13 protein-coding genes and 2 tRNA genes are annotated in these 16,536 nt (G+C 63.0%); 8 read left to right on the plus strand and 7 right to left on the minus strand.

Going from position 1 to position 16,536, the window contains the following annotated elements:
* Positions 1-17: 17 nt before the first annotated feature.
* The 6 genes from CKO11_RS05860 to CKO11_RS05885 all read right to left on the minus strand — a co-directional run bounded on the left by CKO11_RS05860 (position 18) and on the right by CKO11_RS05885 (position 8,188).
* Positions 18-929 carry a dihydroneopterin aldolase gene (locus tag CKO11_RS05860; protein WP_223634226.1) on the minus strand — a complete coding sequence of 304 codons (912 nt, stop codon included), beginning with the start codon at positions 927-929 and terminating at the stop codon, positions 18-20.
* Between the two features lie 92 nt (positions 930-1,021).
* Positions 1,022-1,699, minus strand: coding sequence for a cell wall hydrolase (locus CKO11_RS05865; RefSeq protein WP_223634229.1), 678 nt, complete (start codon positions 1,697-1,699; stop codon positions 1,022-1,024).
* A 274-nt stretch (positions 1,700-1,973) separates the two neighbouring features.
* Positions 1,974-4,511: a putative PEP-binding protein gene (locus CKO11_RS05870; RefSeq protein WP_223634232.1), complete on the minus strand. Its 2,538-nt coding sequence runs from the start codon at positions 4,509-4,511 to the stop codon at positions 1,974-1,976.
* 102 nt (positions 4,512-4,613) lie between these two features.
* Positions 4,614-6,833: a glycine--tRNA ligase subunit beta gene (gene glyS / locus CKO11_RS05875; RefSeq protein ID WP_223634241.1), complete on the minus strand. Its 2,220-nt coding sequence runs from the start codon at positions 6,831-6,833 to the stop codon at positions 4,614-4,616.
* Positions 6,834-7,262, minus strand: a complete 429-nt coding sequence (locus CKO11_RS05880) for a DUF6446 family protein (RefSeq protein ID WP_223634245.1) — start codon at positions 7,260-7,262, stop codon at positions 6,834-6,836.
* Complete coding sequence (locus CKO11_RS05885; protein ID WP_223634248.1) at positions 7,259-8,188, minus strand: glycine--tRNA ligase subunit alpha; 930 nt, start codon at positions 8,186-8,188, stop codon at positions 7,259-7,261. The genes CKO11_RS05880 and CKO11_RS05885 overlap by 4 nt, the downstream gene beginning before the upstream one ends.
* 209 nt (positions 8,189-8,397) lie before the next feature.
* Here CKO11_RS05885 and CKO11_RS05890 point away from each other — a divergent pair, with 209 nt between their 5' ends.
* Positions 8,398-10,212, plus strand: coding sequence for a trypsin-like peptidase domain-containing protein (locus tag CKO11_RS05890; protein ID WP_223634251.1), 1,815 nt, complete (start codon positions 8,398-8,400; stop codon positions 10,210-10,212).
* A 148-nt stretch (positions 10,213-10,360) separates the two neighbouring features.
* The gene (locus CKO11_RS05895; RefSeq protein ID WP_223634254.1) at positions 10,361-13,795 is read left to right on the plus strand and encodes a pyruvate carboxylase; all 3,435 of its coding nucleotides are present in this window, start codon (positions 10,361-10,363) and stop codon (positions 13,793-13,795) included.
* Between the two features lie 110 nt (positions 13,796-13,905).
* Here the strand turns inward: CKO11_RS05895 and CKO11_RS05900 are convergent, their stop codons facing one another.
* A complete protein-coding gene (locus CKO11_RS05900) occupies positions 13,906-14,103 on the minus strand; it encodes a CsbD family protein (protein ID WP_223634267.1) in 198 nt (65 codons plus the stop codon).
* 165 nt (positions 14,104-14,268) lie between these two features.
* Between CKO11_RS05900 and CKO11_RS05905 the strand changes: the two genes are divergently transcribed.
* The 6 genes from CKO11_RS05905 to CKO11_RS05930 form a co-directional block, all read left to right on the plus strand.
* Positions 14,269-14,343: transfer RNA gene (locus tag CKO11_RS05905), tRNA-Gly, on the plus strand.
* Between the two features lie 37 nt (positions 14,344-14,380).
* Positions 14,381-14,455 (plus strand) — tRNA-Gly (locus CKO11_RS05910).
* 102 nt (positions 14,456-14,557) lie between these two features.
* A complete protein-coding gene (gene hisB / locus CKO11_RS05915) occupies positions 14,558-15,145 on the plus strand; it encodes an imidazoleglycerol-phosphate dehydratase HisB (protein WP_223634270.1) in 588 nt (195 codons plus the stop codon).
* Entirely contained in the window at positions 15,146-15,787 is a 642-nt protein-coding gene (hisH, locus tag CKO11_RS05920; protein ID WP_223634272.1) for an imidazole glycerol phosphate synthase subunit HisH, read from the plus strand.
* Between the two features lie 19 nt (positions 15,788-15,806).
* Positions 15,807-16,160 carry a recombinase family protein gene (locus CKO11_RS05925; protein ID WP_223634275.1) on the plus strand — a complete coding sequence of 118 codons (354 nt, stop codon included), beginning with the start codon at positions 15,807-15,809 and terminating at the stop codon, positions 16,158-16,160.
* 39 nt (positions 16,161-16,199) lie between these two features.
* Positions 16,200-16,536, plus strand: a 337-nt coding sequence (locus tag CKO11_RS05930) for a recombinase family protein (RefSeq protein ID WP_317851796.1), incomplete at its 3' end; no start/stop codon positions are given.

Below are 16,536 nucleotides of genomic sequence, written 5' to 3' on the forward strand. Positions count from 1 at the left end.
GCAAGGCTTCGCGCGGCTTAACGCGCCACGATCTGCACGGGCACGCGGCTTCCCGCCGGGGCTGAAACATCCCCGTGAAGTTCAAGCCGGGTCGCCGCAAGCTGTTCGGCCAGCCACAAAATCAGATTGCCTGCATCGCGCACTGCGCCCTTGGGGCCGTCCACTGCATCAAGCACAATTTTCGACGGCGCCCAGACCAGCATCTGGCCGTGGCGCATTGCCCAATCGATCTCGGTCCGGGTGGCTACCACGACACAGCGCGGATCGCGCGCCGCCAGCACCCAGGCGTTTTGCTCGATTGCCAAAAGATCGATGCGGCGCTGGGTCGGGCGATGACCGGTTTCGGGCGGCGCTTCCTCGGGCATGCCCACAGCCAAGATCACCGGCACGCCCGAAGCGGCAAGCGCATCCAGCCGGGCCGACAGATCGGGCGCGGCAATCACATCATTGGAAAGATAGGCCACCACCGGATGCAGCGCGGTCTCATCTTCATGCACCTTCACCGGGGCAGAGGCGCGGGCGCGGACGATCTCCACCCCCAGCGCTCCGGGGCCACGATCGAGCTTTTCAATCCGCACGAAGACCCGCATCGCGCGCGGCTCCAGCAAGATCCGCTCGGCCACCCGCTCGGCCAAGGTCTCCAGCAGGTTCAGCCGCTCGGCGGCCAATTCCGCCGCGATGGCCTCGGTGATGCGATCATAAGACAGAATGCGGTCCACGTCGTCTTCGAGCGGCTCTGCCGCCGGGCGCACCTCGACCACCACATTGAAATTCAGCCGCTGGCTGTTGCCACGCTCTTGCTGAAACGCGCCGATATCGGCCTCGACCACGTGATCGCGCAAACTGATCCGGTCGCGCGGGTCGGCAGGGGCCGAGGCCAGCGCACGTTCTTCGGGATGAGCGAAGGCAAGGGAAGTGTCGGATGTCATCGGGCCGCCTTTTTGCCCCGGTATAGAAAAGGGGCGAGCGCGAGCCCACCCCGAAACGTCATTTGCGACCGCTCTTGCGACCTTGGGCCAGCTTAACCACCGGCAGTCTGCAGCGGACGGCGGTAGAACGTGTGCCCGCCGATGCGCACAGTCTTTTCAAACCGGCGCGCCCAAGAGGGATGCACGGCCGGCGTGTGGAAGAAGGTGGCGCCCCCAGTCAGGCCGCGCGGGGCCCCATCAAGCATGGCACGGGCGATCCGGGCCGAACGGTCCCACGCCTTACGGTCGCGGATGCGGTCCGAGCGGCCATCGCAGGTCCAGCTAAATTGGCAACCGCGCGAATTGGATTGGTGCACCACCCCGCAAACGCTGCGCGGAAAGCGCGGATCATCGACACGGTTCAGCACAACCTCGGCCACCGCGACTTGCCCTGCGACCCCCTCGCCGCGCGCTTCATGATAAAGCGTGTTGGCGAGGCATTGGAATTGCGCATCGCCTTTGGGCGCGGGCTGGCTGGCCAGCCATGCGGCGGTGATTTTCGCGGGCGGCGTGTCTTTTGCGCGGGTCCAAGGCCAGACAACTTTTTGCGCGGCTCCGGCTTTGGGCACGGTGGTCAGCGCCTCCACCCGTGCGGCGGGCACGTCTTCCAGCGCCACACGCTCTTGGAACAAGAGCGCCATCAGCCCCTGCTCGGCGATTTCGCTCGGATCGTTCGACTGGCTTACCGTCGTATCGGCACGCGAGCCTGAGGCAAGGGCCAGGAGGATCATCGCCCCCCCCGTCCAGCTTTTCAGCACTGACATGGTCTTCTTTCGATAAGGTCATTCGCCCCGGCCATCACCGCGACGCCGGGGGCTTAGCCTAAGCCCGTCAACTTGTCCATAAAACGAAATGGCGCGGCCCATTTTCGCCTCGAAAAGTGGCGAAAATCCGCGCAAACGGCCGCTGAGTGTCACGACCTCTCACGAACATGCGACTAAAGGTATCGTGGCATGATTACCAGAGTCTTCGTCGCGTTAACCTTTTTTTGTGCGGTTTTCCGCCTCACACCCGCTGGCGTGGCGCCAGCAGGGCGAAATGGGCGGCCGCCAGCCGTGCGACGGGCACCCGAAACGGCGAGCACGAAACGTAATCGAACCCCGCCGCCCGACAAAAGGCGATCGATTCGGGGTTGCCGCCATGTTCACCGCACACTGAAATCGTTACATCGCCGCGTGCCGCCTTGCCACGCGAGGCGCCCATCAACAGCAATTCGCCCACCGCTTCGACATCCAGAATATGGAACGGATCTTCGGCATAGACGTGCTGATTGACATAGGCCGACATGAACCGCCCCGCATCGTCGCGCGAGAGACCATAGGTCATCTGCGTCAAATCGTTGGTGCCGAAAGACAGAAAATGCGCATGTTCGGCGATTTCGCCCGCCCGCAATGCGGCGCGCGGCGTTTCCACCATCACCCCCAGACGATAGGCGAAATCGGCCTTCATCTCGGTGCGCACGGCGGCGGCCACCGCATCGACGCGGGTTTTCACGATCTCCACCTCACGCGCGGCGGACACCAGCGGGATCATCACCTCGGGCACGACGGGCGCGCCGCGACGGCTGGCCTCGACCGTCGCTTCAAAGATCGCGCGGGCCTGCATGTCATAAATCTCGGGCACGGTCAGGCCAAGCCGCACGCCGCGCATCCCCAACATCGGGTTGAATTCCGAAAGCGCCTCGACCCGGCGGGTGACCTCGGACAGCGGGCGCCCCAAAGCCTCGGCCAGGTCGCGCAGACCTTCGCGGTCATGCGGCAGAAATTCATGCAAGGGCGGATCGAACAGCCGAATACAGACCGGCTGCCCCGCCATGATGTCAAACAGCGCGATAAAATCGGCCCGCTGCATCGGCAACAGCCGCTCCAGCGCGACCCGGCGATCATTGGCCGTATCGGCAAAGATCATCTCGCGCATCACCGTCAGGCGGTCTTCGTCAAAGAACATATGCTCGGTGCGGCACAGCCCGATCCCATCGGCATCGAACATCCGCGCGGTGCGCGCATCATCGGGCGTGTCGGCATTGGCGCGAATGCCGATGTCACAAACCGTTTCCGCCCAGCGCAGCAGCGTGCGGAACCCGTCATCCAGCGCCGGTTCCAGCATGTCTGCCACGCCCGCCAACACCTCGCCATTGGTGCCGTCGACGGTGATCTGATCGCCTTCATGAAACACCCGCCCGCGTGGGCCGTGCAGGCTGCGCTCGCGCCAGTTGATCTGCACATCCGAACAACCAACGATGCAGGGCAGCCCCAGCCCGCGCGCGATCACCGCCGCATGGCTGGTCATGCCGCCGCGTTCGGTCAGCACCGCCACCGCAGCATGCATGCCGCGAATATCCTCGGGCCCGGTTTCACGGCGCACCAAAACGCAAGGCTCGCCGCGCGCGGCGCTGGCCTGCGCGGCGGCGGCGGAAAACACGATCCGCCCAACAGCCGCGCCAGGGCTTGCCGCGATGCCAATGGCAAAGCGATCCCGCGGGCCGCGCGGGTCCACCTGATAGTGCAACAGCTCCGACAGCGCGCGTGGCTCTACCCGCAACAGCGCATCTTCGCGCGAAATCACCTCATCCTCGGCCAAGGCCACGGCGATTTTCACCGCCGCGCGGGATGATCGCGCAACCCGCACCGCATCAATCACCGCCACGCGCCCGCCTTCAACGGTGAATTCGATCTGCATTTCCTCGCGCAGCCGCGCCCGGCAGATCGCCCCGTAATGGCGCAATTCTTCAAAGGCGGCGGGGGCAAGATCTTCAAGCGCCGGCCCGCGCGGATCGTGGGTCAGATAAAGCGTATCGGGCGCCGCCGCACGGCCCTGACTTTGGCCCCGAAACCGCCCCGTGATCCGGGGCATGCCGGTCACACTATCGACGAATTGCATCGTGCCCGAGCCAGAAACCCCCGGCCCGACGCCCAGCGCCATGCGCTGCACCAACAGCCCCAAAACAGCATCGCTTGGCGCGCCCTTCGCTTCGCGCAGAAGCCGTGCGGTTGTGCCCTCCCACGCGCGCGCCATGGACCGCAACACCTCGGCCAATTGGCGCGCGGGGTCTTGCGGGAATGGGGCCTCCATCTCGGTTTCAAACGCCGAAAGCGCCGCGCGCAGCGCGCCCGGCCCCGGGGCGCCATCGAACATATCGGGGTCAAGCCGGGCGACATGCACCGCATAGCTTTGCACGAACCGCAGATAGAGCGCATCCGCCGCCTCATGCCCGTGGCTGTCGGCCAGCTTGCGATGCATCGCATCGTTCATGCCCACATTGAGCACCGTGCCCGGCCCACCCCATTCGGGGTTTTCCGGGCTGGAGCGCACCGAAACCAGAAAATCTTCGCCAAAATGCGCCACGATCGCCGCCGTATCGGGCAGCACCCCCGCCGCAATCGCGCGCACGGTTTCCACCGGCAGCGCCAGCGTCTCGGGCACCGGCATATCAAGCCGAATGAGCCGTTGCAGGCATTTGGCGCGCCACCCGTGCCGCACGGTCTTCACCTTTGCGGAAGGCGTCAGCGCGACGAACTCGGTGGCTTCGGCGTTTTTTGGCATCCTGACAAGTCCTTGGCCCGCATTCAGGATAGGCTTCTGCGCGCGCTTCGCAAGTATGAACGGAACGTAACAGCCCGCCGGAACGGCGGGCTGCGAGGGCGTTCAGCCTTCAAGTTTCGTCAGATCCGCCACAGAGAGGCAAATCTGACGGATGCGCGAGAGCAGATTAAGCCGATTGCGCCTAACGATGGCGTTTTCGGCATTGATCTGCACGGCGGTGAAGAAGGCATCGATCGGCGCGCGCAGCTTGGCCATTTCGGCCATCGCAGTAGCGAAATCTTCTGCCGCCATCGCGGGCGCCAGCGCGGCTTCGGCTGCATCAAGCGCGGCGAAGAGGGTTTTCTCTTCATCGGCCTCGGCAAATTTGACATCGGCGCCGTAGCTGTATTCCACCCCATCCTTCGCCTCGGCTTGGGTCAGGATGTTGTTGGCGCGTTTGAAACCTTGGATCAGGTTGCCGCCATCTTCGGTTTTCAGGAAGGCGCTCAGCGCTTCGGCGCGTTTGACGACGAGCGTGAGATCATCCGAGCCGGGCATGGCGAGAACGGCGTCGATCACGTCGTGGCGGATGCCTTCGTCTTTGAGGAACACCTTGAGGCGGTCGTGGAAGAAGGAGATGAGGTCTTCGGATACATTCGTGCGCCCATCCTGACGCAGCTCAACATCAGGAATTTCGGCCGTTATTGGTCCCAGCATCGTGTTCAACGCTGTCGGATCGGCATCGAATTTTTCCGCGAAAGACTTAACGTCATCCACGGCCGTTTTTCCAGCTTGAACGCCGATCCAAATGCAGTTTTTCAAAACGCCATAAGCGAGTTTCTTTGACAGAGGAAGTCTCAGATCATTGCTCAAAATGAGACGGATCACCCCAAGCGCGGCGCGGCGCAGGGCGAAGGGGTCTTTCGATCCGGTGGGCTTTTCATCAATTGCCCAGAAGCCCGTAAGCGTGTCGATTTTGTCAGCCAGCGCCACGGCAACCGTCACGGGCTCAGACGGCACCGCGTCGCTGGGGCCCAGCGGCGCGTAATGGCCTTTGCAGGCGTTCGCCACGGTATCCGGCAGCCCCGCTTCGCGCGCGTAATAGCTGCCCATCAGGCCCTGAAGTTCGGGGAATTCGCCCACCATGGCCGAGCGCAGATCCGATTTCACCACCCGCGCGGCCTCTGCCGCCAAATCGGGTTGCGCGCCGACCAAGGGCGCAATCTCGCGCGCCAAAGCCTCGATCCGGTCGATGCGGGCCTTTTGGCTGCCAAGCTTGTTGTGGAAGGTCACATTCGCGAGCCCCGCGCCCATGCCCTCCAGCCCCTCGGATTTCACCAGCCGCAGGTCATGTTCCCAGAAGAAGCGCGCATCCGACAGCCGCGCCGACAGCACTTTGAGGTTGCCCTTCAAGATAGTCTCGCCATGGTCCGCCGTTTCGCGGTTCGCCACGGTCACAAACCCCTCGATCCGGCCCGTTTTCGGATTTTTGACCGAGAAGAATTTCTGGTGTTCCTTCATCGAGGTTTGCAGCACCTCGGGCGGCAGATGCAGGAAGTCATCCGCAATCGCCCCCATCAGCGCGACGGGGAATTCAACCAGCCCCGCAACCTCATTCAAAAGACCTTTGTCTTCCACGAGTTCCAGCCCCTGCGCAAAGGCCAATTGGCTCGCGTCGTGCCAGATCATCTCGGCGCGTTCTGCCGGATCCAACACCACTTTAGCGGCTTTCAGCTTCGCGGCGTAATCCTCGAACCCGGTCACGGCAAAGGATGCAGGGGCCATAAACCGGTGGCCCGCCGTGGTGTCACCTGCGGTGATGCCATCGATGGTCAGCGGCACCACGGTGCTGCCCGCTTCATCGGACAAAAGGCACAGGATCGAATGCAGCGGGCGCACCCAGCGCAGGCTGCCCGCGCCCCAGCGCATCGATTTCGGCCAAGGGAAATTGCGGATCACCTTTTCCAGCACTTCGGCAATGATTTCGGGTGCTTGACGGCCCGGCTTTTCCATCACCGCAAACCAGACTTCGCCCTTTTTATCGGCGCGTTTTTCCAACTGGTCGAGCGTCAGCCCGGTGGAGCGCAGAAAGCCCTCAAGCGCTTTTTCCGGCGCGCTGACCGACGGCCCTTTACGTTCTTCGCGCAGCGTCGGGCTTTCAGAGGACAGCCCATCGAGCACCAGCACCAACCGCCGCGGCGTTGAAAAGGCCTGCGCGCTGGCATAGGTGAGCCCGGCCTCCACCAGCCCGTCAGTCACAAGCTTTTTGAGGTTGTCGCGGGCCGCGCCCTGCATGCGGGCGGGGATTTCCTCGGAAAAGAGTTCAATCAGAAGCTCGGGCATTTACTCGGTCCCCGCAAGGTCGCTTGGTTGTTGCCAGACGAAGGCCCGGCCATCGGGATAGACGGCGACGACACGATCCACCCCGGGGGCGATATCGCGCGCGCTGAGGAAAGCCACCGCTTCCCCGGTTTCAAGATCGGCACCGATCCGGCCCGCATCATAGCAGCCGAAATCAGGCGGCGCGGCCAATGGATGGGCCGCGTCATAGACGGTGAAAGTTTCGGTCAAGAGCCCAAGGCTCAAGGGCGTGCGAAAACAGGCGCGAAAATCGACCGGCGCGCCGGTTTCGCCCACCGCCTGCCACGCCTCTGACAAGATCGGCTCGGGCCGCCCGGTGATAAGCGAGGTCAGCGCCACCGGCGCGGGCACAGAGGCCATCGCCCCACTTGCAAGCCCCAGCGCCGCCAAAGTCACGGCCAGCGGTTTCACGCCTGAGCCTCCGCCACGAAGCCGCCCGCCTCGGTCTGCACAAAGGCATCGGCGCATTTCTTGGCAAGCGCGCGCACGCGGCCAATATAGGCTTGCCGTTCCGTGACCGAAATCACGCCGCGCGCATCAAGCAGGTTAAACAGGTGGCTAGCCTTGATGCATTGGTCATAGGCCGGATGCGCCATCACGATACGCTTGCCGCTGTTGGGGTCTTCGGGCGGCAAGGACAGGATCTTTTCGCATTCGGCCTCGGCATCTTCAAAATGGCGCAGCAACATCTCGGTCGTGGCCGCATCGAAATTATGGCGCGAATATTCTTCTTCGGTTTGGCGGAACACATCGCCGTATTTCAGCGGGATCGGGCTGTCGGGATCGTTGAAGGGCATGTCCATCACGTGATCGATGCCCAGCACATACATTGCCAGCCGTTCCAAGCCATAGGTCAGCTCGCCCGAGACGGGGTGGCAATCATGCCCGCCGACCTGTTGGAAATAGGTGAATTGGCTGACTTCCATGCCATCGCACCAAACCTCCCAGCCCAAGCCCCAAGCGCCCAGCGTCGGGCTTTCCCAATCGTCTTCGACAAAGCGGATGTCGTGCAGGTTCAGGTCGATCCCGATGGCTTCAAGCGAGCCAAGATAAAGCGCCTGCAAATCCGGCGGGCTCGGTTTGATCAGCACCTGGTATTGATAGTAGTGCTGCAAGCGGTTCGGGTTTTCGCCGTAGCGCCCGTCGGTCGGGCGGCGCGAGGGCTGCACATAGGCCGCCGCCCAAGGTCGATTGCCCAAGCTGCGCAGCGTCGTGGCGGGGTGGAACGTGCCCGCCCCCACTTCCATGTCATAGGGCTGCAAGACCGCGCAGCCTTTAGAGGCCCAATAGGTCATGAGCCGCAGGATGATTTCCTGAAACGAGCGGGGCGCTGCCATGGTCTGTCACCGATCTAATCTATCGAACGCCCCCTCTTAGGCAAGGGGCGGCGGGCGGTCAACGGGCCCCCCCGCCCCATGCCATCTGCAAAGCGCGAATCTGCACGCATTTAGGGGGTGACGGGGGCGCGCATCCTGCTAATTTGCCGCAAATGTTTCACAGTGGAATTTTCGGGGGACAGATGCAGGCAGGAAAACGGGCCGCGCTCATGGCAAGCGCATTTGGGCTGGCGGCGGTGGTGTGGGCCCAAGTGGCACATGCCGAACAGGCCTGGGTGCAGATTGAGGCGCAACCAACGCTGGAACAAGCCGAGGAACGGCTGCGCACGCTGTCGGCGACTTTCCCCAACATCGCGGGCTTTGCCCTGACTGGTGGCTGGTATGGGGTGCAGCTTGGCCCCTATGACAGCCCCGAGGCCGCCCGCAGCGCGCTTTTGGACATGCGCCGCGCGCGCCAAATTCCCGGTGACAGCTATGTGGCCGACCCGGCCACCTTCCGCAGCCAGTTTTGGCCGGTCGGCGCGAACCTTGCCGCCCCCGGTCTTTCTGCGCCTGATCGTTCGGCCGATGCAACACCCACGCCGCCCAGCGAGCCCGCACAAATCATCGTGATCTCCCCCGACGACACCACCCGCGTGACCGACACGACCGCAGCGCCCCAGATGGCACAGGCTACGCCCGAACCGGCCCCGGAACCGGTAGAAACGCTGGCGGAGTCGCGCCGGTTGGAAGCCGCGCTTAGCCGCGAAGAGCGCATGGAGATTCAACGTGCGCTGCAATGGCTGGGGCTTTATGACAGCGGCATCGACGGCGCCTTTGGCCGGGGCACGCGTGGTTCGATCTCGGTCTGGCAGGAAACGCAGGGCTTTGACCCGACGGGCGTTCTGTCCTCGGCGCAACAGGCGCAGTTGTTGCAAACCGTCGCCGCCGAGCGCGAAAGCCTGGGCATCACCCCGGTCGATGAGGTCAAGGCGGGCATTGCCATCGACCTGCCGCTGGGGCTGGTGGAATTCGACCATTACGACCCGCCCTTCGTGCATTACCGTGACAAGAACGGCTCTGGCGTGCGGGTGATCTTGATTTCGCAACCGGGCGATCAAAACACGCTGTTCGGCCTTTACGATGCGATGCAAACGCTAGAGATCGTGCCGCCGAACGGCCCGCGCGAACGCAACAAATCGGGCTTTTCGCTGGTGGGCGAGGATGCGCGCATCCATTCCGTCACCGAGGTGAAACTATCCAAAGGCATGGTGAAGGGCTTCACGCTGGTTTACCCCGCCGATGAGGGCGCGCGGATGCTGCGCGTGCTTGATGCGATGAAATCGAGCTTCCGCGCGGTGGGCGATTCCGCGCTGGACCCGACCTTGGGCCAGCCGATGGGCGTGGGCCGGGCCGATCTGATCGGCGGGCTGGATGTGCGCCACCCGGAATTTGCCCGATCGGGCTTTTTCATCGATGCCGAGGGCGCGGTGCTGACCGCCGCCGCGGGGCTGGGCCAATGCGGCAAGGTCACCATCGAGGGGCTGCCCGCGACGGTCGCCTTCACCGATGCCGATCTGGGCGTTGCCGTGCTCAAACCCGAAGACAAGCTGGCCCCGGCCTCGGTCGCGGCTTTTGAAACCGAAACCATCGTGCGCGGCGCGCCGATCGTGGTGGCGGGCTTTTCCTATCCCGAAGCCCTGTCCGCCCCGGTTTTGACCTTTGGCACGCTGTCGGATTTGACGGGCCTTGCCGGAGAGGCCCAACGCGCGCGCCTTGCCGTGCCGACGCTGGCGGGCGATGTGGGCGCACCGGTGCTGGATGCGACCGGCGCTGTCTTGGGCGTGGTTTTGCCGCGCGCGGATGACGCCACACGCTTGTTGCCTGCTGAAATGACGGTGGCCGTACAAACCCAAGCGCTGGTGCCGGTTTTGGCGGAAAACGGCTTTGCCCCGGTGGCGGCGGATATGCAGACGCATCTGGCGCCGGAGGATCTGTCGGCGCTGGCGGGCGGCTTCACCGTGCAGATCGAATGCTGGAAATAAGGGGACTTTGCAAACCCGGGTGAATTGGACAGTAAATTTGCCCGACTTTGCAGTTTTGGCCTTGCGCCGCGTTGCGGCGCCGCTAGGTTTTCCGTCAACCATTCGTCACACATGCCTGTGGGACGTGCCGGTTTTCGGGGAGACCTAAATGTTCAAGAAAATCCTTGTCGCAAACCGCGGCGAAATCGCCATCCGTGTCATGCGGGCCGCCAATGAACTGGGCAAAAAGACGGTCGCCGTCTATGCCGAGGAAGACAAGCTGGGCCTACACCGGTTCAAGGCCGATGAAGCTTACCGCATCGGCGAGGGGCTGAGCCCCGTCGGCGCCTATCTGAGCATCGAGGAAATCATCCGCGTGGCGCAAGAATCGGGCGCGGATGCGATTCACCCGGGCTATGGGCTTTTGTCGGAAAACCCCGATTTCGTCGAAGCTTGCGCCAATGCGGGCATCACCTTTATCGGCCCGAAGGCGGAAACGATGCGCGCCCTCGGCGACAAAGCCTCGGCGCGCAAAGTGGCGATTGCGGCGGGCGTGCCGGTCATTCCGGCCACCGAGGTGCTGGGCGATGATTTCGAGGCGATCAAGAAAGAGGCCGCCGAAATTGGCTATCCGCTGATGCTCAAGGCGAGCTGGGGCGGCGGTGGGCGCGGCATGCGCCCGATCCTGAACCCGGAAGAGCTGGTCGAAAAAGTCCGCGAGGGCCGGCGCGAGGCCGAAGCCGCCTTTGGCAATGGCGAGGGCTATCTGGAAAAGATGATCACCCGGGCGCGCCACGTTGAGGTGCAGCTTCTGGGCGACACGCATGGCAATCTGTATCACCTGTTCGAGCGCGACTGCACCGTGCAGCGGCGCAACCAAAAAGTGGTGGAACGCGCCCCGGCCCCCTATCTGAGCGACGCAGAGCGCGCCGAAGTCTGTGAACTGGCGCTCAAAATCGGCGCTGCCGTGGGCTATCAAAACGCGGGCACCGTCGAATTCCTGATGGATATGGAGACGGGCAAGTTCTACTTCATCGAGGTGAACCCGCGCGTGCAGGTCGAACATACCGTCACCGAGGAAGTGACAGGGATCGACATCGTGCAAAGCCAGATCCGCATCGCAGAAGGCGCGACTCTGGCCGAGGCGACGGGCGTGACCGATCAGGCGCAAATCCAGCTTTCGGGCCATGCGCTGCAATGCCGGGTGACCACCGAAGACCCGCAAAACAACTTCATCCCCGATTACGGGCGGCTGACGGCTTACCGGTCGGCCACCGGGATGGGCATTCGCCTTGATGGCGGCACGGCCTATGCGGGCGGCGTGATTACCCGCTATTACGACAGCCTTTTGGTGAAGGTCACCGCTTGGGCGCAATCCCCCGACCAAGCCATTCGCCGCATGGACCGGGCTTTGCGCGAATTCCGGATTCGCGGGGTATCCACGAACATCGATTTCGTCATCAACTTGCTCAAGCACGAGACCTTCCTCGACATGAGCTATACGACGAAATTCATCGACACGACGCCGGAGCTGTTCCAATTCCGCAAGCGGCGCGACCGAGCAACGAAAATCCTGACCTATATCGCCGATATCTCGGTCAACGGGCATCCGGAAACGGCAGGCCGCCCCGAACCCGCCGCCGACGGGCGCGCCCCGCGGGTCCCCGAATTGCGCGGCCCCGTCGTGCCCGGCACCCGCGATCTGCTGGAAGCCCAAGGCCCGAAAGCAGTCGCCGATTGGATGCGGGCGCAGAAAAAACTGCTTATCACCGATACGACGATGCGCGACGGCCACCAAAGTTTGTTGGCCACGCGGATGCGTTCGGCCGATATGATTGCCGTCGCCCCCGCCTATGCGGCGAACCTGTCGGGGCTGTTCTCGGTCGAATGCTGGGGCGGGGCCACCTTTGACGTGGCGTATCGGTTCTTGCAAGAATGCCCGTGGCAACGCCTGCGCGATATTCGCGCGCGCATGCCCAATATCCTGACGCAGATGCTTTTGCGCGCCTCGAACGGGGTGGGGTATACGAACTATCCCGACAATGTGGTGCAGTTCTTCGTGCATCAGGCGGCGAAATCGGGCGTGGATGTGTTCCGCGTGTTCGACAGCCTGAACTGGGTCGAAAACATGCGCGTCGCGATGGATGCGGTGATCGAGGCGAACAAGGTCTGCGAAGGCACGATCTGCTACACCGGCGACATTCTGAACCCCGACCGGGCGAAATATGACCTGAAATACTACGTCGGGATGGCCAAGGAACTGGAAGCCGCAGGCGCCCATGTGCTGGGTCTGAAAGACATGGCCGGTCTGCTTAAGCCCGCGGCGGCGCGCGCGCTGATCACCGCGCTGCGCGAAGAGGTCGGCCTGCCGATCCATTTCCACACCCATGACACTTCGGGGATCGCGGGCGCGACGGTGTTGGCCGCCGCCGATGCGGGCGTGGATGCCGTCGATGCGGCGATGGATGCGTTTTCGGGGGGCACCTCGCAGCCCTGCCTTGGTTCGATTGTCGAGGCGATGCACCACAGCGAGCGCGATACCGGGCTCGATATCGACGCGATCCGCCACATGTCGAATTATTGGGAGGCCGTGCGTCACCAATATGCCGCCTTTGAAAGCGGGCTCGAAGCCCCGGCCTCTGAGGTCTATCTGCATGAAATGCCCGGCGGTCAGTTCACCAACCTCAAGGCGCAGGCGCGCTCGCTCGGCCTTGAAGAACGCTGGCACGAGGTGGCGCAGGCCTATGCCGATGCCAACCGCATCTTTGGCGATATCGTGAAGGTCACGCCCTCGTCGAAGGTTGTGGGCGATATGGCGCTGATGATGGTGGCGCAGAACCTGTCGATGGCGGATGTGCTTGATCCGGCGAAAGACATGGCCTTCCCGGATTCGGTGATCGACATGCTCAAGGGCAATCTGGGTCAACCGCCCGGCGGCTGGCCCGAAGCAATCGTGGCCAAAGTGCTTAAGGGTGAGAAACCCTCGACCGAGCGGCCCGGCAAGCACCTGCCCCCCGTCGATCTGGAAGAAACCCGCGCGAAGCTTTCGGCTGAACTCAACGGTTTCAAGATCGATGACGAGGATCTGGCGGGCTATCTGATGTATCCCAAGGTGTTCTTGGATTACATGGGGCGGCATCGCCAATACGGCCCGGTGCGCACGCTGCCAACGCCGGTCTTCTTCTATGGGATGAGCGCCGGCCAGCAAATCTCGGCCGAGATCGATCCGGGTAAAACGCTGGAAATCCGCTATCAGACCGCCAGCGAGACCGATGAAAAGGGCGAGGTGAAGGTTTTCTTCGAACTGAACGGCCAGCCGCGCGCGGTGCGTGTGCCCAACCGGGCGGTGACGGCGACGACCCAAGCGAAACCGAAAGCCGATCCGGCGAACCCCGCCCATATCGGCGCGCCGATGCCCGGCTCGGTCGCCTCGGTCGCGGTCACTGTGGGGCAAAAGGTGCATCCGGGCGATCTGATGCTGACGATCGAAGCGATGAAGATGGAAACCGGCCTGCATGCCGACCGCGCCGCCACGATCAAGGCGCTGCATGTCAGCCCCGGCGCGCAGATCGATGCGAAAGACCTGCTGATCGAACTGGAATGACGAAAAGGGGGCGCCGCGAGAGTGCGCCCCCTGCCCCGCCATCCAGAGCTTGGTAAAAACGAAAACGGGGGCCTTCGGGCCCCCGCTTCCTTTTAAATCCCGTTACAGGATCAAAGCGAGTCGAAGAACGCGTCGACTTCCTGCTTCGCTTCCTCTTTGGTCTTGCCATATTTCTGCTGCACGATGCCTTCGAGCTTTTCACGCTCGCCCGCGACCTGATCGATCTCGTCATCGGTCAGCTCGCCCCATTTGGCGCGCACGGTGCCCTTGAGTTCCTTCCACTTGCCTTCGATCACGTTGGTTTCCATGGTGGTCTCCTCTCGGTGTTTGCATCATGCGCGGCTTCATCCGCGCATCTGCCAAATCAACGCAGCCCCCCGCCATCCGGTTCCAAAGAGTTTTTCGCCCTGCGGCGCATTTTCCACTTGCAGCCCCGCGCGCGATTGCCTAAATCGCCTGCACCGAAAGGTAGCGCGGGCGTAGCTCAGGGGTAGAGCATTACCTTGCCAAGGTAAGGGTCGTGAGTTCGAATCTCATCGCCCGCTCCATTCGGAACCCAGACCCGAAAGGGTCATCGCCAAGGATGCGGGCGTAGCTCAGGGGTAGAGCATTACCTTGCCAAGGTAAGGGTCGTGAGTTCGAATCTCATCGCCCGCTCCAGACGAAAACCCTCCCTTCGGGGAGGGTTTTGTCTTTTCAGCTTCCCGCTTAACAAGCCCTGCGCAAAGCCCTATAAGGCGCTGAAAGCAAAAGGAGCGCCCGATGCGGACAGCCACGATCACGCGCAAGACCGCCGAGACGGATATCTCGGTCACCGTCAATCTGGACGGCACCGGCGTCTATGACAACCGCACCGGAGTGGGCTTCTTCGATCATATGCTGGACCAGCTTTCGCGCCATGCGCTGATCGACCTGACAATCGCCGCCACGGGGGATTTGCATATCGATGACCACCACACCGTCGAAGATGTGGGAATCGCGCTGGGGCAAGCGCTGACGCACGCCTTGGGCGACAAACGCGGCATCCGCCGGTATGGCCACTTTGTGTTGGCGATGGACGATTCTCAAATCGCCACCGCGCTCGATCTTTCGGCGCGGCCCTTTCTGGTTTGGAACGTCGATTTCCCAACGCAAAAGATCGGCACCTTTGACACCGAGCTGGTGCGCGAATTCTTCCAAGCGCTGTCCACCCATGGCGGCATTACGCTGCATGTGGACCGGGTGCACGGGATCAACAGCCACCACATCGCAGAGGCCGCCTTCAAATCGGTCGCTCGCGCGTTGCGCATGGCGGTTGAGCCCGATCCGCGCATGGGCGATGTGCTGCCCTCCACCAAGGGGGCGCTGTAAATGAGCCTGACGGTTCTGGTCGATTACGACAGCGGCAATCTGCATTCGGCGCAGAAAGCTTTTGAACGCATGGCGCGCGAGGCGGGGCACGGCACTGTGGTCGTCACCTCCGAGCCCGATGTGGTGGCGCGTGCCGACCGGGTGGTGCTGCCCGGAGATGGCGCCTTTCCGTCTTGCCGCGCGGCCCTCATTCGCCATACGGGGCTGTTCGAAGCGGTCGAAGAGGCCGTCACCCGCCGCGCCGTGCCGTTCTTGGGCATTTGCATTGGCATGCAGATGCTGGCAACGCGCGGGCTCGAATTTGCGCCGACGCCGGGCTTTGACTGGATTGGCGGCGAGGTGGTCAAGATCACCCCCACCGATCCCAGCCTGAAAGTACCACATATGGGCTGGAACGATCTGGTGATCGACCACGCCCATCCGGTGCTCGCGGGGCTGAAAACGGGCGATCACGCCTATTTCGTCCATTCCTTCCATTTCACCGTGACCGATCCGGCACAGCGGCTGGCGCATGCCGAATACGGCGGGGACATCACCGCAATCGTCGGGCGCGACAATATCGTGGGCACGCAGTTCCACCCGGAAAAATCTCAGCGCACCGGGCTGCAACTGATCGCCAATTTCCTCGACTGGCGGCCCTGAGGCGACGGGCTACGCCTAGTTGCCTCACGGCCCTTGCACAAGGCCAGACCAGCATCTGCGCCCTGGATTTCCGGGGATGCCGCAGGCGGCAATGGCCGACCGGTTCGATGTTCTGGAGGCCGAAGCGCTTGACCGGCTGAGCCGAGACCAAGAACATATCGCGGGCCTGCACAAACGGATGCGGTATCTCGGCGTGGCTATTGTCACCAAAGCCGAGGGTGAGATCAACGAGATGCATATCGGGCTCGGCGGCACGATGTCGGCACTGTTCCTGCGCCAACTCGCCCCAAAGGCGCATAGGGGCCTAGAGGGACGCGTTAAGGCGGGTAAATCGGCGGGCGGGATCAGCTATGGCTACCGCCTGGACCGCTAGCCCCTTCCGGACGGGACGCATACGACCGGGGATCGGGTCATCGACCCGGCCGAGGAGGCAATCGTTCAGAGGATTTTCACGGAATATGATCGGGGGCGCAGTGCGCGGTCGATCGCAATTGGGCTGAACCGAGACGGCATCGCGCCGCCCCGCTCGGACGGTAAGGGCAAGGGCAGCTGGTCGTTCTCGACGATTTCCGGGAACTGGAAGCGCGGAACCGGAATCCTCAACAACGACCTCTATATCGGTCGCCTCGTGTGGAACCGTCAGCACTTCGTCAAAGACCCCGATACTGGCAAACGTCAGGCACGGCCGAACCCGCCCGAGGACTGGATCACCGAGGAGGTGCCGCATCTGCGGATCATCAGCGACGACC

The sequence above is a fragment of the Rhodobacter sp. TJ_12 genome (assembly GCF_020023995.1).
GTDB lineage: Bacteria > Pseudomonadota > Alphaproteobacteria > Rhodobacterales > Rhodobacteraceae > Rhodobacter.